This window comes from Mycobacterium sp. MYCO198283 (assembly GCF_021213805.1).
Classification (GTDB): domain Bacteria; phylum Actinomycetota; class Actinomycetes; order Mycobacteriales; family Mycobacteriaceae; genus Mycobacterium.
Genome location: NZ_JAJQJI010000006.1, coordinates 120,524 through 141,974, shown reverse-complemented (window position 1 = coordinate 141,974; position 21,451 = coordinate 120,524). Strand labels below are relative to the sequence as shown.

15 protein-coding genes are annotated in these 21,451 nt (G+C 73.2%); 9 read left to right on the top strand and 6 right to left on the bottom strand.

Annotated features, from left to right (window positions below):
• The first annotated feature begins 67 nt into the window (after nucleotides 1–67).
• A complete protein-coding gene (locus LV457_RS13165) occupies nucleotides 68–1,375 on the top strand; it encodes an alpha-amylase family glycosyl hydrolase (RefSeq protein WP_232171627.1) in 1,308 nt (435 codons plus the stop codon).
• Here LV457_RS13165 and LV457_RS13160 read toward each other — a convergent pair.
• Nucleotides 1,372–1,797, bottom strand: coding sequence for a DUF1810 domain-containing protein (locus LV457_RS13160; RefSeq protein WP_232171835.1), 426 nt, complete (start codon nucleotides 1,795–1,797; stop codon nucleotides 1,372–1,374). The two genes, LV457_RS13165 and LV457_RS13160, sit on opposite strands and share 4 nt — an antisense overlap.
• Nucleotides 1,794–3,338, bottom strand: coding sequence for an acetolactate synthase large subunit (locus LV457_RS13155; protein ID WP_232171626.1), 1,545 nt, complete (start codon nucleotides 3,336–3,338; stop codon nucleotides 1,794–1,796). Before LV457_RS13155 ends, LV457_RS13160 begins: the two co-directional genes overlap by 4 nt.
• A 77-nt stretch (nucleotides 3,339–3,415) precedes the next feature.
• Here LV457_RS13155 and LV457_RS13150 point away from each other — a divergent pair, with 77 nt between their 5' ends.
• Nucleotides 3,416–4,618, top strand: a complete 1,203-nt coding sequence (locus tag LV457_RS13150; RefSeq protein ID WP_232171625.1) for an alpha-hydroxy acid oxidase — start codon at nucleotides 3,416–3,418, stop codon at nucleotides 4,616–4,618.
• Here the strand turns inward: LV457_RS13150 and LV457_RS13145 are convergent.
• Nucleotides 4,610–5,770, bottom strand: coding sequence for a pyridoxal phosphate-dependent aminotransferase (locus LV457_RS13145; protein ID WP_232171624.1), 1,161 nt, complete (start codon nucleotides 5,768–5,770; stop codon nucleotides 4,610–4,612). The genes LV457_RS13150 and LV457_RS13145 overlap by 9 nt on opposite strands.
• Before the next feature lie 103 nt (nucleotides 5,771–5,873).
• On the opposite strand from LV457_RS13145, the gene lon reads away from it, so the two are divergent.
• Nucleotides 5,874–8,210: an endopeptidase La gene (lon, locus tag LV457_RS13140; protein ID WP_232171623.1), complete on the top strand. Its 2,337-nt coding sequence runs from the start codon at nucleotides 5,874–5,876 to the stop codon at nucleotides 8,208–8,210.
• Nucleotides 8,211–8,307: 97 nt separating this feature from the next.
• On the opposite strand, the gene LV457_RS13135 is transcribed toward lon, so the two are convergent.
• Nucleotides 8,308–8,910, bottom strand: a complete 603-nt coding sequence (locus LV457_RS13135) for a hypothetical protein (RefSeq protein WP_232171622.1) — start codon at nucleotides 8,908–8,910, stop codon at nucleotides 8,308–8,310.
• Between the two features lie 106 nt (nucleotides 8,911–9,016).
• Here LV457_RS13135 and LV457_RS13130 point away from each other — a divergent pair, with 106 nt between their 5' ends.
• From LV457_RS13130 to LV457_RS13115, 4 genes are read left to right on the top strand one after another with little or no spacing between them, the layout of a single operon-like run.
• Nucleotides 9,017–9,742: a DUF72 domain-containing protein gene (locus tag LV457_RS13130; RefSeq protein WP_232171621.1), complete on the top strand. Its 726-nt coding sequence runs from the start codon at nucleotides 9,017–9,019 to the stop codon at nucleotides 9,740–9,742.
• Nucleotides 9,743–9,761: 19 nt separating this feature from the next.
• Nucleotides 9,762–10,784, top strand: a complete 1,023-nt coding sequence (locus tag LV457_RS13125; RefSeq protein ID WP_232171620.1) for a DUF559 domain-containing protein — start codon at nucleotides 9,762–9,764, stop codon at nucleotides 10,782–10,784.
• A 14-nt stretch (nucleotides 10,785–10,798) separates the two neighbouring features.
• On the top strand, nucleotides 10,799–11,419 hold the full coding sequence (locus LV457_RS13120) for a hypothetical protein (RefSeq protein ID WP_232171834.1): 621 nt from the start codon (nucleotides 10,799–10,801) through the stop codon (nucleotides 11,417–11,419).
• A complete protein-coding gene (locus LV457_RS13115) occupies nucleotides 11,419–14,544 on the top strand; it encodes a helicase HerA domain-containing protein (protein WP_232171619.1) in 3,126 nt (1,041 codons plus the stop codon). Before LV457_RS13120 ends, LV457_RS13115 begins: the two co-directional genes overlap by 1 nt.
• An 8-nt stretch (nucleotides 14,545–14,552) precedes the next feature.
• Here the strand turns inward: LV457_RS13115 and LV457_RS13110 are convergent, their stop codons facing one another.
• Together LV457_RS13110 and LV457_RS13105 are read right to left on the bottom strand one after the other, a co-directional pair.
• Nucleotides 14,553–16,025 (bottom strand): acetyl-CoA acetyltransferase, encoded by a 1,473-nt coding sequence (locus tag LV457_RS13110; protein ID WP_232171618.1) that lies wholly within the window; start codon nucleotides 16,023–16,025, stop codon nucleotides 14,553–14,555.
• A gap of 24 nt (nucleotides 16,026–16,049) precedes the next feature.
• The gene (locus tag LV457_RS13105) at nucleotides 16,050–18,401 is read right to left on the bottom strand and encodes a CoA transferase (protein WP_232171617.1); all 2,352 of its coding nucleotides are present in this window, start codon (nucleotides 18,399–18,401) and stop codon (nucleotides 16,050–16,052) included.
• A gap of 188 nt (nucleotides 18,402–18,589) precedes the next feature.
• Between LV457_RS13105 and LV457_RS13100 the strand changes: the two genes are divergently transcribed.
• A complete protein-coding gene (locus LV457_RS13100; RefSeq protein ID WP_232171616.1) occupies nucleotides 18,590–18,985 on the top strand; it encodes a hypothetical protein in 396 nt (131 codons plus the stop codon).
• 39 nt (nucleotides 18,986–19,024) lie between these two features.
• Nucleotides 19,025–21,445 (top strand): phosphoketolase, encoded by a 2,421-nt coding sequence (locus tag LV457_RS13095; RefSeq protein WP_232171615.1) that lies wholly within the window; start codon nucleotides 19,025–19,027, stop codon nucleotides 21,443–21,445.
• Nucleotides 21,446–21,451 lie beyond the last annotated feature (6 nt).

The following is a 21,451-nucleotide window of genomic DNA, read 5'->3' as shown; positions in this document are numbered from 1 at the left end:
TCACGCAGGATGGGACCATGGCGACGACGACGGCGACCGACGACCGCTACGCCGAGAGCTACCGGCCGTGACCGGACCGGACTGGGTGCGCCACGCCATCTGGTGGCAGGTCTATCCGCTCGGGTTCGTCGGCGCCCACCCCGCCGCCCCACCGCCGGGCCCCGAGGAGCACCGGTTGCGGCGCATCGTCGACTGGCTCGACCACGCGATCGCGCTGGGCTGCTCCGGGCTCGCGCTCGGCCCCGTCTTCGCGTCCCGCACCCACGGTTACGACACCACCGACCACTACCGCATCGATCCGCGGCTCGGGGACGACGCCGACTTCGACCACCTCGTCGCCGAGGCGCGCCGCCGCGGCCTGAAGGTGCTGCTCGACGGCGTGTTCAACCACGTCGGCACCGACTTCCCGCGCTACCGGGAGGCGCTCGGCGGGCACGGCGAGCACTGGTTCCGGCGGGGCCGCGACGGGTTCGCAACGTTCGAGGGTCACGGCGAGTTGATCGCGCTCAACCACCGCGAGCCGGAGGTGATCGGCTACGTCACCGACGTGATGTCGCACTGGCTCGCGCGCGGCGCCGACGGCTGGCGGCTGGACGCGGCGTACGCCGTGCCCGACCCGTTCTGGGCGCAGGTGCTGCCGGAGGTGCGCCGCCGCCACCCCGATGCCTGGTTCGTCGGTGAGGTCATCCACGGCGACTACATCGCCCATGTCCGCGACGCCGGCTACGACTCGGTGACCCAGTACGAACTGTGGAAGGCGACGTGGAGCGCGCTCAACGACGCCAACTTCTACGAACTCGACTGGGCGCTGCAGCGCCACAACGACTTCCTGTCCGTCTTCCGGCCGCTCACCTTCGTCGGCAACCACGACGTCACCCGGATCGCCAGCCAGCTGACCGACCCGGCGCTGCTCCCCCACGCGCTCGTCCTGCAGTTCACGCTCGGCGGCGTCCCGAGCGTGTACGCCGGCGACGAGTTCGGCTACGAAGGGGTCAAGGAGGAGCGGTTCGGCGGCGACGACGCCATCCGCCCCGAGTTCGGTGCTCCCCCAACGCGGCTCGACCCGGGCGCCGAAGAGCTGTTGCGCGTCCACCAGTTCCTCATCGGGCTGCGCCGCCGCCACGCCTGGCTGGCCGACGCGACCACCACGACGCTGCGCCTCGACAACACCGGATACCTGTACCGGACCGCCGTCGGGGACGACGCGCTGCTCGTCGCGCTCAACATCGGTGACACCCCGATGCGGTTGCGGCACAGCGACTTCCGGTGTGCGGCCGTCGAGGTGCTGGGGGGCAGCGGCGCGCCGCCGCCGGGCCGCACCGACACCGTCGACGTGCCGCCGCGCGGCTGGCGGATCCTGGCGCCCGCCGGCTAGCAGAGCCGGGCCAGCGTCGCCGGATCGTCCTCGCCGCCGTAGTAGCGGTCCAGGGCCGCAACGAATTCGGCGTTGTCGTCGGTGACGCGGCGGAACAGCGTCATCGACGAGCGGAACTTCAGGTCGTCCGGAGAGCCGAAGATCGCCCGCGCCGAGCGACCGGAGACGCGGTTGACCAGTGACGTGCACTGCCGCAGCCGCGGCCCGAGCACCGGGTGCTGCAGATAGGCGACGGCTTCGTCGCGCCCGGAGATCGCGTAGCGCTGTGCCGTCGGGCTGTGGCCCAGCCCGGCGAGCTGGGGGAAGACGAACCACATCCAGTGGCTGCGCTTGGCGCCGTTCTCCAGCTCCCGGACGACGGTGTCGAACACCGGCGCTTGGGCGTCGACGAAGCGCTGCAGGTCATACGGATCCACGGTCAGCCCATCATCGAAGGGATCACGGCGTCGATCAGGTGGGGGCCGGGTTCGGCCAGGGCGGCGCGCAGCGCGTCGACGAACTCGTTCGCCGTGACGGCCCGCCGCGCCGGCACGCCCATGCCCTCGGCGAGCCGCACGAAGTCCAAATCGGGCCGGCCGAGGTCGAACAGCGCGTTCGCGCGCTCGCCGCCGCTCGCGCCGACGCGGGCCAGCTCCACGCGCAGGATGTCGTAGCTGCGGTTGTCATAGAGGACGGTGGTGACGTCGAGCCGCTCGCGGGCCTGCGTCCACAGCGCCGGAAGCGTGTACATCGCCGAACCGTCGGCCTGCAACGCCAGCACCGGCCGGTCGGGCGCGGCGATCGCGGCGCCGACCGCGGCGGGCAGTCCGTAGCCGATCGCCCCGCCGGTCAGGGTCAGCCAGTCATGCTGCGGCGCACCGGCGGTCGCCGCGGGCAGCGCCAGGCCGGCGGTGTTCGACTCGTCGACGACGATCGCGCGTTCGGGCAGCAGCGCGCCGACCGCGTCGGCGATCGCGGCGGCCGTCAACGGTCCCGTCGGCAGCGCCGGCCGGCGGGCCGGGGCCAGGGGTGCGGCGACACCGCGGGCGACCTCGTCGGCGAGCGCCGTCAGCGCGGCCGTCGCGGCGCCTCGCGCCGCCAGGACGTGCACGTCGCAGCCTTCGGGCACGAGGTCGCTGGGACGGCCCGGGTAGGCGAAGAACGACACCGGCGACCGCGCGCCCGCGAGCACCAGCCGCCGGACGCCGGCCAGCTGCGCGGCGGCGGCCTCGGCGAAGTAGCCGAGCCGCTCGACCGGCGGCAACCCCGCCCCGCGCTGCAGCCGGGCCGGGAAGGTCTCGCACAGCAGCTGCGCCCCGGTGGCGGCGGCGATCCGGGCCGCGGCCGACAAGCCCGGTTCGCGGGTCGCATCGCCACCGATCAGCAGCACCGCGGGATCGCCGGACCGCAGCGCCGTGGCCGCCGTGCGCACGGCGGCGTCGTCCGGGTGCGCGGGCGAGGCCGCGACGGCCGGGCCGGCGGGTTCGGCGCCGTCCGACCAGCACACGTCGGCGGGCAGGATCAGCGCGGCCACGGCACCGGTCGCCGCGGCGGCGACGGCCGCGGCGGCGTCGGCGCCGATGTCTCGCGGTCGGCCGGTGCGGCGCACCCAGCCGGCGACCGTGCCCGCCACCGCGTCGATGTCGGATTCCAGCGGGGCGTCGTACCGCTTGTGGGAGGTGGCGTGGTCGCCGATGACCGCAAGCAGCGGGACCCCGGCGCGGCGGGCGTTGTGCAGGTTCGCCAGCCCGTTGCCCAGCCCGGGCCCCAGATGCAGCAGCACCGCCGCGGGCCGGTCGGCGATGCGGGCGTAGCCGTCGGCGGCGCCGGTCGCGACCCCCTCCGCCAGCGCGAGCACGCCCCGCAGGCCGCCGACGGTGTCCAGCGCAGCGACGACGTGCATCTCCGACGTGCCGGGATTGGCGAAGCACACGTCGACGCCGTGGTCGACCAGCGTCCTCACCAGCGCTTCCGCTCCGCGCATCGAAAACCCTCCTCGGGTGCCGCCGCAGTGCCCACGTTAGTGTGCTGCCAACCGCGCGGCGGAAAGGAACGCCTGAGGTGACGGATCGTCGGCTCCCCCGGCCCCGCGAGTTGGCACCGCTGGTGCGGTTCGCGCGTCCCACCCGCGGGCTGAACCGCGCGCTGACCATCGAGGACCTGCGCACGCTGGCCCGCCGGCGCACCCCGCGCGCGGCGTTCGACTACACCGACGGTGCCGCCGAGGCCGAGGTGTCGTTGACCCGCTCGCGAGCAGCGTTCCGCGACATCGAGTTCCATCCGTCGATCCTGCGGGACGTGTCGCGCGTCGACACCGGGCGCGAGGTGCTCGGCGGCACCGCGGCGTTGCCGTTTGGCATCGCGCCCACCGGATTCACCCGCCTCATGCACACCGCCGGTGAGGGCGCCGGTGCCCGCGCCGCCGCCCGGGCCGGCATCCCGTTCACGCTGTCGACGCTGGGCACCGCGACGCCCGAGGCCGTCCGCGCCGCACACCCGCACGGCCGCAACTGGTTTCAGCTGTACCTGTGGCGCGACCGGGAGGCGTCGATGGCGCTGGTGGAGCGGGCGGCGGCCGCCGGCTTCGACACGCTGCTGGTGACCGTCGACGTGCCGGTGGCGGGCATGCGGCTGCGCGACACGCGCAACGGCATGACCATCCCGCCGGCGCTGACGGCAGCGACGGTGCTCGACGCGGTGCGCCATCCGCGGTGGTGGTTCGACTTCCTCACCACCGAACCGCTGACGTTCGCGACGTTCGACCGCTGGCCCGGCACCGTCGCCGAACTCCTCGACACGCTGTTCGACCCCACGATCACCGTCGACGACCTGGCGTGGATCCGCGCGCAGTGGTCGGGGAAGTTCGTCGTCAAGGGCATCCAGACGGTGGCCGACGCCCGCCGCGTCACCGACCTGGGCGTCGACGGCATCGTGCTGTCGAATCACGGCGGGCGACAGCTCGACCGGGCGCCGGTGCCGTTCCGGCTGCTGCCCGCCGTGGTCGCCGACGTCGGCGCCCACACCGAGGTGCTGCTCGACACCGGTATCCGCTCGGGCGCCGACATCGTCGCGGCGATCGCGCTCGGTGCCCGGTTCACGCTCGTCGGCCGGGCGTACCTCTACGGGTTGATGGCCGGCGGCGAAGCGGGCGTCGACCGCGCGATCGAGATCCTGCGCGCCGAGATCGTGCGCACCATGAAGCTGCTCGGCGTCGCCTCCCTCGACGAGCTCGGCCCGCAGCACGTCACCCAGCTGTCACGCTAGCCACGGCCCCATCCGCCGCAGCGCCTCGTCGATGTCGGCGGTCGGACCGGCGAACGACAGCCGCACGAAGTCACCGCCGCGCACGGTGTCGAAGTCGATGCCCGGCGCGATCGCCACGCCGGTGTCGGCGAGCAGCCGTTCACAGAACGCCAACGAGTCGTCGGTGTGGTCGGAGACGTCGGCGTAGACGTAGAACGCGCCGTCGGCCGGGGCGAGCCGGTGCAGCCCGATGGCGGCCAGCCCGTCGAGCAGCAGCCGGCGATTGGCCTCGTAGTGGCTCACCAGCCCGTCGGCCTCGGCGATCGCGTCGGGGGTGAACGCGGCCACCGCGGCGTACTGCGACAGCACCGGCGGACAGATGGTGAAGTTGCCGGTCAGGCAGTCGACGGCGCGGCGCAGCGCGGGCGGCACCAAGAGCCAGCCGAGCCGCCAGCCCGTCATCGCGTAGTACTTCGAGAAGCTGTTCACCACCACGGCGTCGCGCGAGGTCTGCCAGGCGCAGCTGGTCGGCGGGGCGCCGGCGTACACCAGCCCGTGGTACACCTCGTCGCTGACCAGCCGGACGCCGGTCTCGTCGCACCAGCGGGCGATCGCGGCGAGCTCGCCGGGCGGGATGACGGTGCCCGTGGGGTTCGCCGGGCTTGCGACGATGACGCCCTGCACCGGCGGGTCGAGATCGGCGAGCATGGCCGCCGTGGGCTGGTAGCGGGTCGTCGGCCCGCAGGGCAGCTCGACCACCTCGCAGCCCAGCGCGGACAGGATGTTGCGGTAACAGGGGTAGCCGGGGCTGGCGAGCGCGACGCGGTCCCCGGCGTCGAAGCAGGCGAGGAACGTGAGCAGGAAGCCGCCCGAGCTGCCCGTCGTCACGACCACGTCGTCGGCGTCGACCGCCAGCCCGTGGCGCGCGGCGTACGAGGCGGCGATCGCGGCCCGCAGCTCCGGGATGCCGAGCGCGACGGTGTAGCCGAGCGGGCCGCCATCCAGGGCTGCCTTGGCGGCCGCCCGCACCGCCGCGGGCGCCCCGACGCTGGGCTGGCCTGCCGACAGGTTCACCAGATCGCCGTGCGTGTGCTGCCGCTGCGCCGCCGCGAGCCAGACGTCCATGACGTAGAACGGCGGAATTCCGGCTCGCAGGGCGACTGGAGCGTTCACGCGGTCGAGGCTAGGCGTTCGCGTGCAGCTGAGCGGCCGTGACGCAGGAACAACCGTGCACCCGGCCGGGTTGAGCGAATCAGGCTTAACTTTGGAGGACTGAATGCCTGAAGCCCCGAACGTGACGAGTGCGCTGCCCATCCTGTTCGCAGCCGACCCGATCGTGCTGCCCGGCATGGTGGTGCCGATCGCCCTCGACAGCGCGGCGAGCGCAGCCGTCGACGCCGTCCGCGCCAGTGAGTCCGGCAAGCTGCTGATCGCCCCGCGGCTCGACGACCGCTACCCGGCCTACGGCGTCGTCGCGTCGATCGTGCAGGTGGGACGCGTCCCCGGCGGCGGCACCGCGGCCGTGGTCAAGGGCGAGCGCCGCGCGCACATCGGCGCCGGCACCACCGGCCCCGGTGCGGCGCTGTGGGTGTCGGTGACCGAGGTCGACGAGCCCGCGCCCGACGACCAGACCCGCGCGCTGGCCGCCGAGTACAAACACCTGCTGCTGGCGATGCTGCAGCGCCGCGAGGCCTGGCAGCTGATCGACGCGGTCAACACGATCGCCGACCCGTCGGCGCTGGCCGACACCGCGGGCTACGCGTCGTACCTGACCGACGTGCAGAAGCGGCAGCTGCTGGAGACCGAGGACGCGGGCGCGCGGCTCCGCCTGCTGATCGACTGGACCGGCGACTCCCTGGCCGAACTGGAGGTCAACGAGAAGATCGCCGAGGACGTCCGCGCCGGCATGGACAAGCAGCAAAAGGAGTTCCTGCTGCGCCAACAGCTCGCCGCCATCCGCAAAGAACTCGGCGAGTTGGGACCAGCGGGCCAGGAAGGTGAAGCTGACTACCGCGCCCGCGTCGAGGCCGCCGACCTGCCGGAGAAGGTGCGGGAGGCGGCGCTGCGCGAGGTCGGCAAGCTGGAGCAGGCCGGCGACCAGAGCCCGGAGGGCGGCTGGATCCGCACCTGGCTCGACACCGTGCTGGACCTGCCGTGGAACGTCACCACCGAGGACTCGACGGACCTGCCGGGCGCCCGGGAGATCCTCGACGCCGACCACCACGGGCTCGACGACGTCAAGGACCGCATCGTCGAGTACCTGGCGGTGCGGGCCCGTCGCGCCCAGCGCGGCATGGCCGTCGTCGGCGGCCGCGGCTCCGGCGCCGTGCTGGTGCTGGCCGGCCCGCCCGGCGTCGGCAAGACCTCGCTCGGCGAGTCGGTGGCCCGGGCGCTCGGCCGCAAGTTCGTGCGCGTCGCCCTCGGCGGTGTGCGCGACGAGGCCGAGATCCGCGGCCACCGCCGCACCTACGTCGGCGCGCTGCCCGGACGCATCGTGCGCGCCATCGGCGAGGCCGGCGCGATGAACCCCGTCGTGCTGCTCGACGAGATCGACAAGGTCGGCAGCGACTACCGCGGCGATCCCGCGGCCGCGCTGCTCGAGGTGCTCGACCCGGCGCAGAACCACACGTTCCGCGACCACTACCTCGACCTGGACCTCGACCTGAGCGACGTGGTGTTCCTGGCGACGGCCAACGTCGTCGAGAACATCCCGCAGGCACTGCTCGACCGCATGGAGCTCGTCTCGATCGACGGCTACACCGAGGACGACAAGGTCGCGATCGCCCGCGACTACCTGCTGCCCCGGCAGCGCGACCGTGCGGCGCTGACCACTGACGAGGTGGAGGTGACCGACGCGGCGCTGCGCACGATCGCCGCCGACTACACCCGCGAGCCCGGTGTGCGGCAGTTCGAGCGGCTGCTTGCCAAGGTGATGCGCAAGGCGACCACTCGCCTCGCCTCGGTGGACGAGCCATTGACCATCGACGAGCCGGACCTGGTCGGCTATCTCGGTCGGCCGCGCTTCCTGCCGGAGTCGGCCGAGCGCACGGCGGTGCCGGGCGTGGCGACCGGTCTGGCGGTCACCGGACTGGGCGGCGACGTGCTGTACATCGAGGCCGGCGCCACCGACGGAGACGCGGGGCTGCAGTTGACCGGCCAGCTGGGCGACGTGATGAAGGAGTCGGCGCAGATCGCGCTGTCCTACGTCCGCAGCCACGCCGCGGAACTCGGCGTCGACCCCCGGGCGCTCGATCGCAGGATCCACGTGCACGTGCCGGCGGGCGCGGTCCCGAAGGACGGGCCCTCGGCGGGCGTGACGATGGTGACGGCGCTGGTGTCGATGGCGACCGGACGCCAGGTGCGCGCCGACGTCGGCATGACCGGCGAGGTGACGCTCAACGGCCGCGTGCTGCCGATCGGCGGGGTGAAGCAGAAGCTGCTCGCCGCCCAGCGGGCGGGCTTGCGGACGGTGTTCGTGCCGGCGCGCAACGAGCCGGACCTCGACGACGTGCCCGCCGAGGTGCTCGACGCGCTCGACGTCCGGCCGATGACCGACGTGGCCGAGATCGTCGCGCAGGCCCTCGAGCCGGCCGATTCCCAGGCCGCCGCCTGAGGGGTCCCGTTGTTTCCGCGAGCGTGCGTGTCCGTACGCCGGCACGCCGCGCCAGGCGTACCGGCGCGCACCCTCGCGCCGACGGGGCCGGCGGCGATCAGGGCAGGTCGATGGTCGTCGTCACCGACACCAGCTGCGGGGTCGCCGGTGCCGACGCAAAACCGAACTGCACCGGCGGCTCGAGTCGGCTCAGCCCGCCGAGATCCGCGCCGCGGAAGTGGCCGCTGACCCCGGTGATCAGCCGGGTGCGCCGCACGCCGTAGTACTCGCGGCGGCCGTTGCCGGCGGTGCCCGCGGTGTGGACGCCGGGCACCAGCCACGACGCCACCGGGTCGATCGCCCGCAGCCACCGCGGCGCCCGCGACAGCGGCGGCGGCACCAGCCGCAGCAGCCGGTCGAACGGGCCCGGCCCGCCGATGCGCAACACCACCCGCAGGTCCTCGGCGTCCACCGTCAGCGCGTCACCGGTCAGGACGGCGTCCACCGGCTGCACCACGACCTGGTCGAAGTGGTAGGTCGCAGCGACGAATTCGGCGACCTCGTCGGTCGGCGCCACCAACGTCCGCCGGCCGTCCGCCGACTGCACCATCGCGTCGGTGAACGACCCGAACGGCGATACCGCCCAGCTGCCGATCACCATGCGCACCCCGGAGGACGTGCCGACACCGCCGATGCGCCCGGTGAACCGCACCCGCGTCATGCCGACGACGGTAGCGGTGCTGCGTGCCAGACTGGCCGCGATGGCCTACGACGACGACCTCGCCGGCCGCGTGCCAGAACCGCGCCGCGGACACCCGCGATAGCCGATGGGCGTCCGCATCGGCACGTCCGGCTGGTCCTACGACCACTGGGACGGCGTGCTCTATCCCCCCGGCCTGCCACCGGCGCGCCGGCTCGCGGCGTACGTCGAGCACTTCAATACCGTCGAGCTCAACGCCAGCTTCTACCGCTGGCCGCGCGACGCCACCTTCGCAGGCTGGCGCACCCGGCTGCCCGACGGTTTCAGCATGACCGTCAAGGCGCACCGCGGCCTGACGCACTTCCGGCGGCTGCGCGACCCCGAGCCGTGGGCCGACCGCTTCGAGCGATGCTGGCAGGCGCTCGGCGAGCGCCGGGAAGCGGTGTTGGTGCAGCTGCATCCGGCGCTGGAGCGAGACGACGCGCTGCTCGACCACTTCCTCACCGTCATGCCCGACGAGATCCCGTTCGCCGTCGAGTTCCGGCACCGCTCCTGGGACGACGACGCCGTCTACGCGCTGCTCGAACGCCACGGCGCCAGCTACGTCGTCACCAGCGGCGCGAACCTGCCGTGCGTGCTGCGGGCCACCGCTTTGCTGGTGTACGTCCGGATGCACGGCCCGTCGCAGGAATCGATGTATCACGGCTCCTATCCTGACGAGGACCTGCACTGGTGGGCCGACCGCATCACCGAGTGGCAGGACCGAGGCCACGACGTGCTCGTGTACTTCAACAACGACCTCGGCGGCCACGCGGTGCGCAACGCGTGGACGCTCAAGGCGCTGCTGGCCTGAACGCGACACAATGGCACCGATGCAAGTGGGCACCGGCCGAGACGTCGCGGCGACGCCGGTCACCGCGCTGCCCACCCACCGGGTCGTGCGGCTCACCGGCGCCACCGGCGAGCAGCTGCGGCTCGCGCTGGACCCGCTGCCGCGCGACGCGCCCGTGATGCTCAGCTACCGGGCTGACCGAGCGGGTTCGGCCGCGGCGGTGGTGGACGCGGTCCTCGACCACCTCGAGCTCGTCGCCCGCACCCTGTTCCCGGCCTGGCTGCCGGGCGGCGAGGCGCCGGCGAGCGCCAGTGACCACGACCGCCGCGTCGTCCGCGAGCTCGCCCGCCGCCGCGCCGCCGACACCCCGCACTTCGGCCCCTACCTGGCCGACCTCGCCGAAGCGGCCCTGACCGGCCGCGCCGACGCCGCGACCTTTCCGCCGGACGTCCGCGTCCGCGGCGCGGCCCGCGTGATCGCCGACGCCTACCGGCGCGACGCGGTGGTGCTGCTCGTCGACATGCCCGCCTGCCCCGACGAGCCGGCGGCCGCGGCCGGGTTCGAATGGCTCGCCGCCCACGGCGTCGGATCGTGGCTCACCGGCGATGCGCTGCCGACCGTCGACCGGCTGCCGACGCTGGTGGTGCAGCTACCGGCCCACCTGGCCGCGGCGTCCCCGGCCGCCGACGACGGCCCGGTAGCGGTCACCCTTCCCCCGCCCGTCGGGCGCCCGCATCCGGGCAGCGCCGTCGAGCAGCTGCTCGAGCGGTGCCTCGCGCGCCGCGCGTGGGCGGTCGGGCGCACCTGGAACCAGGTGGTCGACGCGCAGCCGTTGCGGCCCCCGATCCGCGTCGACCTGCTGTGGCCGGCCGAACGGTGCGTCGTCGAGCTCGACGGGCCCGACCACCGCACCGCGCTCAAGTACGCCGACGACCGCCGCCGCGACACCACCCTCGTCGTCGGCGGGTACGTCGTCCTGCGGTTCACTAACGACGACGTCGTCGACGACCCGTGGCGCGTTGCCGCCATGATCGAACAGGTGTTGACCAGGCTGCGCACGTGACAGGAGCGACCTTCGTGAAAGTGTTTCCCGACGAACTGACGGGTACCGAGCACGCCGTGCTGCTGGCGCTGATGGCCGAGTGCCGGCCGCTGTCCAACGCCGAGCTGGCGGCGCGGGGCCCGGAGCTGCGCAAGCGGGAGCGCGACCGATTGCAGCAGCAGGGCCTGATCGAAACCACCGGCAGCCGACCGATGCGCCACGAGCTCACCGACGACGGATGGGCGTTGTGCCGCAGACTGTTCGGCGCCGACGCCCCCGAGCGGGTCCGCGGACAGGGCCGGGTGCTCTACACCGTGCTCAAGGCGTTCGACCGCTACTTCGCCGCCGCCGACATCGCGCTCGCCGACGTCTTCCTGCCCCCCGAAGAACCCGGGGACACCGTCGAGGACCGGATCGTCGGGGCCTACCGGCGGCTGGCCCGCCGGCCCGGTGACTGGGTGGGGCTGGTGCGGCTGCGCGGGGAGCTACCCGACGTGCCCCGCGCCGACGTCGACGCCGCGTTGACCGCCCTGTACCGCCGGCGCGGGGTCAGCATCATCCCCGAAGAGAACCAGAAGGTGCTCACCGACGCCGACCGGGCCGCCGCGGTCGACATCGGCAACCAGCGCAAGCACCTGATCGCGATCGACGCCTGATGGATTCCCGGCAGCGCGAGGCGCTCGGTTCCCTGCACCTGTCGTTCGCCCCCACCGCCGACGAGATGTGGCACTCGCAGGGCACCCTGCACGTCGGCGGGCTGCACGACGCCGCGCTGGGCGACGTGCTGGCGGCCGTCGGAGATGCGCAGCGCGCCGAGGACGTCAGCCCGCTCGGCGTCGTCGTGCGGGGACCCGCCGGCTCCGGCAAGACGCACCTGCTCGGGCAGGTGCGCGAGCGCGTGCAGGAGGCCGGCGGCACGTTCGTGCTCGTGCAGCTGCTCGACGCGACGAGCTTCTGGCATTCGGTGCGCGGCGGTGTGCTCGACAGCTTCGGCCGCCCGGCGCCCGGCCACGAGACGCAGCTGCGGCGGGTGCTGTGGGAGCTGGCGTCGATCGCACACGTCGGCCGCGCGGCGCGGCGGGCGATCGTCGGCGACGAGGAGCTGACGCCGCAGGTGCTCGACGAGTTCGTCACCAAGCTCGTCACGGCGCGCCGCGACCCGGTGCGCGCTGCCCGCCACTGCCTGCGCGCGCTGGTGCTGCTGGGCGCCGAGGACCTCGCGCTGCAGGACATCGGCGAGGCCTTCCTGCGCTCCAGTGACGGCATCCCCGCCGCCGACCGGACCGCGTGGGGGCTGCCCGTCCCGGAGTTGACCGCACAGGAGGTGGTGCGCGACCTCGCCCGGTTGCTGGCCCTGGCGGGCCCGACGGTGCTGGCTATCGACCAGATCGACACGCTGCTCGCCCAGTCGAACCGGCGCACCGAGACCGACGCCCGGGCGACCGACAACCGCGACCTGGAGCACGTCGCGCACGGGCTGATGGCCGTCCGGGAGACCATGCGCCGCACCGTGACGGTGGTCGCCTGCCTGCCGTCGGTGTGGGTGGACATCGAGGAGCGGGCCGTGGCCTCGGTGCGGGACCGGTTCCGCACCACGGAGGTCCTGCAGGGCCTGCCGACGCCCGAGATCGCCCGGGCCATCCTGGAGCGCCGGTTCACCGCGAGCTACGACGCGGTCGGTTTCACACCCCCCTATCCGAGCTGGCCGATCCTGCCGACCGCGTTCGACGACGCGTCGGACTTCACGCCCCGCGGGCTGCTGCAGGCCGCCGACCAGCACGTCCGCCGCTGCCTGCAGCGCGACCAGGTGGCGGAGCTGGCCTCGTTCACCGGCGACCGCACCCAGCCGCCCACCGATCCGGTCGACCCGCCCCGACCGGGGGACCTCGCGGCGCTGGACCGGGCCTTCGCCGCCTACCGCCGCCGCGCCGTGCCGGCCGCCGCGCTGGATCCCGACGGCGAGGACACCACGATGCCCCCGTTGCTCTCGGCGGCGCTGCAGGCCTGGATCGTCGAGCACGGCGGCGCCGACGGCGAATTCACCGTCGACCCGCCGCCCGGTAAACGGGTCGGGCTGCACGCCCGGCTGCGCCAGAGCCTCGACGCCGCCACCGACGACGAGCGGCACTGGGCGTTCCGGGCGATCGCCGCGCACAACGCCATCGCCGCGCAGAACCGGATCCGCAAGGCGTGGGAGGCCACCGGCGCCGGCCGCCGCCACCGCCAGCTGTTCCTGCTCCGCAACAGCCCGTGGCCCAGCGGCGCGAAGACCACGCAGCTGATCGCCGACTTCGAGGACGCCGGCGGGCGCACCCTGCCCGTCGCCGACGACGACCTGCGGACCCTGTCGGCGCTGCGTGACCTGCTCGACGAGGACCACGCCGACCTTCCGGAGTGGCTGCGCGCGCGCCGGCCCGCCCACGGTGTGCGGCTGCTGCACGACGCGCTGGGCGACCTGGCCGGCGACCCGCCGCCACCCCCGGTCACCGAACCCGAACCCGAACCCGAGGCACCGCTCGCCGCCGAGCCGGCGTACCCGCCGGTCGCCGAGGCCGCCACGGCGGTGCCGCTGGGCGTGGTGGAGGACGACGGCCGCCCGCTGTCGGTGGACCTGGCGCAGCTGCGCAAGCACACGGTGATCTTCGCGGGCTCCGGGTCCGGCAAGACGGTGCTGATCCGCCGGCTGGTGGAGGAGTGCGCGCTGCGCGGCGTGTCCTCGATCGTGCTCGACGCCAACAACGACCTGGCGCGGCTGGGCACCCCGTGGCCGGAGCCGCCGGCGGGCTGGACCGCGGCCGACGACGCGCGCGCCGCGGAGTACTTCGCCCACACCGAGGTCGTCGTGTGGACGCCGGGCCGCAACGCCGGGCGGCAGCTCAGCTTCCAGCCGCTGCCCGACTTCGGCGCGGTCGTCGACGATCGCGACGAGTTCGACGACGCCGTCGAGTCCGCGCTGGCGGCACTGGAGCCGCGGGCGCTGATCAGCGGGAAGACCGCGAAGGCCGAGCTGTCGCGGGCGGTGCTGCGCGAGGCGCTCGAGTTCTACGGCCGGCAGCCCGCGCCTACGCTGCGGGGCTTCGTCGACCTGCTCGGCGACCTGCCGCCCGACGTCAGCGGGCTCGCCGGCGCCACCCGGCTGGCCGCGGAGCTCAGCGAGAACCTCCGCGCGGCGATGGTCAACGACCCGCTGTTCGGCGGGCACGGCACGCCCGTCGACCCCGCGGCGCTGCTGACGCCGTCGGACGGCCGCCGCGCCCGCGTGTCGGTGGTCAACCTCGCGGGCCTGCCCACCGACGCGCAGCGGGAAGGCTTCGTCAACCAGTTGCAGATGGCGCTGTTCGCGTGGATCAAGCGGCATCCGGCCGGCGACCGGCCGCTGGGCGGGCTGCTGGTGATGGACGAGGCGCAGAACTTCGCGCCGTCGGGCCGCCGCACGGTGTGCCTGCACAGCACGCTCGCGCTGTCGTCGCAGGCCCGCAAGTACGGGCTCGGGCTCGTGTACGCCACCCAAGCGCCCAAAGGACTGAACCCCGGCATCCCCGGCAACGCGGCGACCCAGCTCTTCGGCCTGTTGAACGCGCCCGTCCAGATCACCGTCGCCCGCGAGATGGCGCGGGTGAAGGGCGGCCGCGTGCCCGACATCAGCAGGCTGCGCGCCGGCCAGTTCTACGCCGCGCTCGAGGGCACGGCGTTCGCGAAGATCCGCGCGCCCTGGTGCCTGTCGCACCATCCGGCCAGCCCGCCGCCGCTGGAGGACGTGCTGGCGCTCGCCCGCGCCTGATTCCGGCGCTAGCGCAGACTCGCGGTCCCGTCGGTCGCCACGCGGATCTTGTTGCCCGCGATGTCCTCGCGGATCGCGGTCTGCGCCTGGGCGGGATCGTCGATGCGCGCCAGCGCGCGGGCGTCGCCGGGCGTGCGGACGGTCACGAAGACGTGCTCGGGCTCACCGTCGCGGCCAAACGGCACGGTCCAGGTCTCCACGACACCGTCGCCGGCGTACTCGGCCGCCTGCGCCCGGACGGGTTCGCGGTCGACGGCGGACTGGACGTCCTCCCACCGGAAGCCCGCCGCGGGCGGCTCGGTGCCGTAGACGCCGATGCTGTGCTTGGTGAGGTAGCCGCCGTTGGCCGTCACCAGGCCCGTCGTTCCGGGGTTGTCGACGAGCACGCCGGCCATGCTGCCGATGGCGTGCATGACGTAGTTGTTCCACGGCCCGCCCGCGAACGTCAGCCCGCCGGTGACGGTCAGCGGCCGATCCAGCGACAAGCCCAGCTCCGCGGCCGCGACCTGCACCGCGGACGGGAAGCACGAGTACACGTCGACGTGGTCGATCCGGTCGACCGCGGTGCCGGCAAGCGCCAGCACGCGTTCACCGGCGATGCGTATGGCCGGCGAACGGTGAAGATCCCACCGCTGTCCGATCGCGTAGGTGTCGTGCGCGTCGGTGCCGGCGTGCGGGAACACCCAACGGTCGCGGGGGATTCCGTGCCGGTCGGCCGCCGCCGCGGAGGCCAGCACCACGACGGCCGCCTGGTCGACCATGTTGTTGGAGTTGAGCAGCTTGGTGTAGGGCCAGCTGATCATCCGGTTGTCGCGACTGGGCTGCCAGATCTCGTCGGCCGTCACCGCATCGCGGTTCCAGGCGAACGGGTTGCGTTGCGCCACCTGGCTGAAGCCCGCCCACAGTTCGCCGAGGCGGCGGCGGTGGCTGTCCGGGTCCTCCCCCGCCGCGATGCGCACCGCCTGCTCGAACAGCGGGTAGACGTCGGACGGCTTGTAGAGCCCGACGCGGTCCTGCGCCGGGCTCGACATCGGCACCTCGTCCTCGGCGCCCGGCGGCACCGGGACGGACTCGTCCTGGGTGGGCCAGTCGGGGCGTTCGCCGCTGGTGCGGAAACGGGTTCGGGTGCGCCAGGTCTCGCCGCCGGCGAGCAGCACGATGTCGGCGCGGCCCGCCGCGATGTCGAGGCATGCCTGGTTGACCAGCGTCTGCGGCACGTTGCCGCCGATGCCGGTGTACCGGGTGGCCGGGTCGGCGGCGCCGATGCGCTCGGCCAGCGCCAGGCCCGGATCGCGGTACCGCCAGGACAGCAGGTTCACCACCCGGATGGCGTCGACCGCCGCCAGCACCGCGGCGGGCACCGCCTCGCGGGCGGCGTCGGCCATCAACGCGACCGGTTCGCGGGCCGCGGCCAGGTCGTCGACGCGTTGATTGACCTGGCCCCAGCCGATGAGGACAGGCGTGCGGGGATCGAGAGACATTGCCGCGGTGGACCTTTCGCCTTGCTAGGACTGCGTCGCCGGGGCCTCGAACAGCACCCCGTCGACGTAGAGCCGCTCGATGTCCTCGGCGGTGAGGCCGAGCAGCTTCTGACAGATCTCGCGGGTGTGCTCGCCGGGCATCGGCGCCGGGCGCAGCTCGGCGGCAGGGATCCGGCGGAACGCCGCGGGGCCGGTCTCGCTGGGCATCGGCTCGTCGAACAGCGGGTGGTGCATCGGCGCGTACAGCTCCCGCGCCCGCACCTGCGGATCGGCCAGCACGTCGGCCGGCCGGTACATCGGCCCGGCCGGCACATCGGCGCGCTGCAGCCGGTCGGCGACGTCGAACTTGTCCAGCCCCGTCGTCCACGCCGCGACGTCCAGATAGAAGCCGTTCGGATCGGCCGGCAGCGGGCCACCGCCGATCTCGGCGGCCAGCCGCTCGCGATCGGCGGCGTCGCGGACGGAGATCACGCACCACTCGTCGTCGCCCGCGCACGGGAAGACCTCGTGCGACGCCGGGTCGTCGGTGACGGGCAGGCCGACGGCGCGGGCCGCCTCGGCGACGTAGTGCGTCGCCAAGTGGTCGACCGCGACCTCGGCCTGCGAGACGTGCACCCGGCCGCCCACGCCGGTGGCGCGCCGCCGGATCAGGGCCGCCAGCGCCGCGATCGCCGTGACGCGCGCCGAGATGTGGTCGGGGAAGACGGTGGTGGCGTCCCAGTAGCCCGGCCGGTCGCCGTCGACCGCGTCGCCGGACCACAGGGCGGTCACCCCGGCGCTGGCGCGCACCAACGGTCCGTAGCCCAGCCGCCGGCTCCAGGGCCCGGTGTCGCCGTAGGCGCTACTCTCGGCGAGCACGATGGCCGGGTTGATGGCCCGCAGCTCGTCGTAGGAGAAGCCGAGCGCGGCCAGCGTGCCGGGCTTGAAGTTCGCGAACACCGCGTCAGATTCGGCGACGAGCCGGCGGAACAGGTCCGCGCCCGCCGAGCTGCGCAGGTCCAGCCCGAGGCCGAACTCGTTGCGGTGCGCCAGCGCGAAGGTCTCGCTCATCGGCTGGCCGGGCCGGGTCTGCCGCAGGCCGTCGGGATAGCCGGCGCTCTCGATCTTGATGACCTCGGCGCCGAGGTCGGCGAACAGCCGCCCCAGCTCACCGCCGGCAACGATGATGCCGAGGTCGAGGATGCGCAGGCCGTCGAACGGCCGCACGGCCGCCGCGTTCGACGGCGCCGCGGCCGACGGCGGGGACCAGCACACGTCCCCGGCCGCAGCCGCCGCGACGGGGCCGCGCCAACCGGCCCGGTGGCCGTCGACGACGTACGGGCCGACCGGCACGCTGACGTCGTGCTCGCCGCCCAACGCGGTCGCGGTCAGCGCCCCGGTCTTTCGGAAGTGGTCGCTGCGCAACACCTCCGCCGGTGGCAGCACCGCCGCGATCGGGATGCCGCGCTCCTGCCCGGCGGCCACCAGATCGTCGGTGCGCTGTTCGGCGACGTGCCCAGCGATGCGGGCGTTCAGTGCCTCGGTCGCGGCGATCCTCGCGCCGAGCTGTTCGAAGGCGGGATCGGAGAATTCCTCGGGCTCTCCCAGCCAGGTCCACATGCTGCGCCACTGCCGCGCCGACATGACGCAGACCCGCACGAACCCGTCCCGCGAGCGGAAGATCGGATAGACGTCCTGGTTCCGCGGCCGGCCCCGCCAGAGCGGTTTGCGGCGCTGCGCCTGCGCCGCCTGGCCCATGGTGCCGTACGGCGGGTCCAGGCCCAGCAGCACACCCTCGTAGCGCGAGAAATCGACGAAATCGCCTGTGCCGGTGGTCAACCGGTGGTGGTAGGCGGCCAGCACGGCCCAGGTGGCCTGCACCCCGGCGGTGGCCGAGGCGATGCCGGCCGGCGGAAGCACCGGGGTGCCGGCGGTCGGACCGGACCGCGACAGCGCGGTCGACATGGCGTAGAGCACCGGTTCAGTGGCCCGCCAGCCCGCGCGCGGCCCGGCGGTGCCGAAATCGGTGACGTGCAGCGCCACCAGCCGGGGATGGCGGGTAGCGAGCTCGGCGGCGGTGGTGCCGAACCGGGCGGCCTGCCCGGGTAGGCCGCTGTCGACGAGGATGTCGGCGGCGGCGGCCCATGCGAAGAACCGGTCGCGGTCGGCGCCGTCACGCTCGTCGAGGATCACCGCCCGCTTGTTGGCGTTGTGCAACGCGAACGCGATGGCGGCGGCGCCGACGGCCGGCGCCGCGCGGCGGTCCGGCAGTCCGCCGGGCGGCTCGACCTTGACCACGTCGGCGCCGAGGTCGGCGAGCTGGCGGCCGACTGCGTCCGCGGTCGCGTCCGCGAGGTCCAACACGCGGACACCGGCGAGCGGCAGCGGGGCGGTCATCGCGTCGCGCCACCCGTCGCTGCGCTGAGCTTCGCGGCGGGCAGGTCGTCGGCGGCGGCACGCCACGGTGGCAGCGCGAATCCCAGCACCCGTGCAGCCTAGACCGCCGCCACTGGGCACCAACCGGTCGGTCGGCACTGCCGGCGGGTTCGCCGCCGCCGCGGCCGGACGTGCGGCACACTGTCGTCATGGCTGACCGGCCCACGACGGCGCGCACCCGTTTCCAGAAACTCGCGAACGCCGCGCTCAACGCCGATGTCACGGTGGAGCAGGCCACGGCCGTCCTCGACGCGATGAGTCAGATCGTCGAGGAGATGGACGTCACCATGGGCAAGTTCGACAAGACGCTGACCAAGTTCGACGACACGCTGGGGCGGGTGAACCGCAACCTCGACACCATCGAGGAATCGCTGTCGACGGTGGTGGGAGCGGTGGAGCACCTGAACCAATCGGTCGCGCAGATCGACCACATCGCGGCGCGGGTGAACCGGCTGCTCGACGTGCTCGAGGTCGTGCTGACGCCGGCCAACGCCGCGGCGGGCCAACTCAACCGCCTTTTTCACCGCATGGGAATTCACCGCTGAGGTCCGCGTAACGTCACCGGTTCGGGGTAGTAAGGACCGATGGACTCCCCGACGCAGACGTCGCCACTGACCGAGGACGAGCTCGCGGGCATCGACGCCTACTGGCGCGCCGCCAACTACCTGTCCGTCGGACAGATCTACCTGCTGGACAACCCGCTGCTGCGGGAACCGCTGGCCGATCACCACGTCAAACCGCGACTGCTCGGGCACTGGGGCACCACCCCGGGGCTCAACCTGCTCTACGCGCACCTGAATCGGGTGATCCGCCACCGGGACCTCGACTGCGTCTACATCACCGGGCCGGGCCACGGCGGGCCCGGTCTGGTGGCCAACGCCTACCTCGAGGGCACCTACAGCGAGATCTACACCGCCATCGGCGAGGACACCGACGGCATGCGAAAGCTGTTCCGGCAGTTCTCGTTTCCCGGCGGCATTCCCAGCCACGTCGCGTCGGAGACCCCCGGCTCGATCCACGAGGGCGGCGAGCTGGGCTATGCGCTCGTGCACGCGTTCGGCGCCGCCTTCGACAACCCGAACCTGGTGGTGGCGTGCGTGATCGGCGACGGGGAGGCAGAGACCGGTCCGCTCGCCGCCAGCTGGCACTCGAACAAGTTCCTCAACCCCGCCACCGACGGCGCGGTGCTGCCGATCCTGCATCTCAACGGCTACAAGATCGCCAATCCGACTGTGCTGTCCCGGATTCCGCAGGAGGAGCTCGAAGCGCTGCTGCGGGGCTACGGGTACCGCCCGATCACCGTCGCGGGCGACGATCCGCGAAACGTGCACCAGCAGCTCGCGGCGGCGCTCGACGAGGCGGTCGACGACATACAGCGCAGCCAGCGCGCGGCACGCGAGGACGGCCACTCCGAGCGCCCCACCTGGCCGATGATCGTGCTGCGCACGCCGAAGGGCTGGACCGGCCCCAAGGAGGTCGACGGGGTGCTCGTCGAGGGCACCTGGCGGTCGCACCAGGTGCCGCTGTCGGGCACCCACGACAACGCCGAGCACCGCGCCCAGCTCGAGGAGTGGCTGCGCAGCTACCGGCCGGAGGAGCTGTTCGACGAGCACGGCACGCTGCGCCCCGAGCTGAAAGCGCTGGCGCCGCAGGGCCGTCGACGGATGAGCGCCAACCCGCACGCCAACGGCGGTGAGCTGCTGCGCGACCTCGACCTGCCCGACTTCCGCGACTACGCGGTCGCGGTGGACACGCCGGGCGCCGACACCGCCGAGGCGACCAAGGTGCTCGGGACGTTCCTGCGCGACGTGATCGTTCGCAACACCGACCGCTTCCGGATCATGGGTCCGGACGAGACCGCCTCCAACCGGCTCTCGCCCGTGTTCGAGGCCACCGACAAAGCCTGGCTGGGGCAGCTCTGCAGCGAGGACGACCACCTCGCCCCCGGCGGCCGGGTGATGGAGGTGCTGTCGGAGCACCTGTGTCAGGGCTGGCTCGAGGGATACCTGCTGACCGGCCGCCACGGGCTGTTCAACTGCTACGAGGCGTTCGTCCACATCGTCGACTCGATGCTCAACCAGCACGCCAAGTGGCTGTCCAGCAGTGCGCGCCTCGACTGGCGGCGGCCGATCGCCTCGCTCACCTACCTGCTCACCTCGCACGTCTGGCGCCAGGACCACAACGGCGCGTCGCACCAGGACCCGGGCTTCATCGACCACGTCGCCAACAAGCGGCCCGAGGTGGTGCGGGTGTACCTGCCACCGGACGCCAACACCCTGCTGAGCGTCGGCGACCACTGTCTGCGCAGCCGCCACTACGTCAACGTCATCGTCGCCGGCAAGCAGCCGGCGCTGACCTATCTGTCGATGGACGACGCGATCGCCCACTGCGCCCGCGGGCTCGGGATCTGGGAGTGGGCGAGCAGCACGACCGGTGAACCCGACGTCGTGCTGGCCTGCGCCGGTGACATCCCGACGCTGGAGACGCTGGCGGCCGCCGACATCCTGCGCCGGCGACTCCCCGACCTGCGGGTGCGGGTGGTCAACGTCGTCGACATCATGCGGCTGCAACCGGACAGCGAACACCCGCACGGCCTGTCGAGCCGCGAGTTCGACTCGATCTTCACCGCCGACAAGCCGGTGATCTTCGCCTACCACGGCTATCCCTGGCTCATCCACCGGCTGACCTACCGGCACGCCAACCACGCGCAGCTGCACGTGCGGGGGTTCAAGGAACGGGGCACCACCACCACGCCCTTCGACATGGTCATGATGAACGACCTGGACCGCTTCCACCTGGTCATGGACGTCATCGACCGCGTCCCGGGGCTGGGTGTCAACGCCGCCGGGCTGCGGCAGGAGATGGCGGACGCCCGGCTGGCGGCCCGGACCTACACCCGCGAGCACGGCGAGGACGATCCGGAGATCTCGGGCTGGACCTGGGACTCCGGGTTCACCGCGGACGGCCGGCAGTCGACGGCGCAGGACACCTCTGACAACGAATAGTCGCCG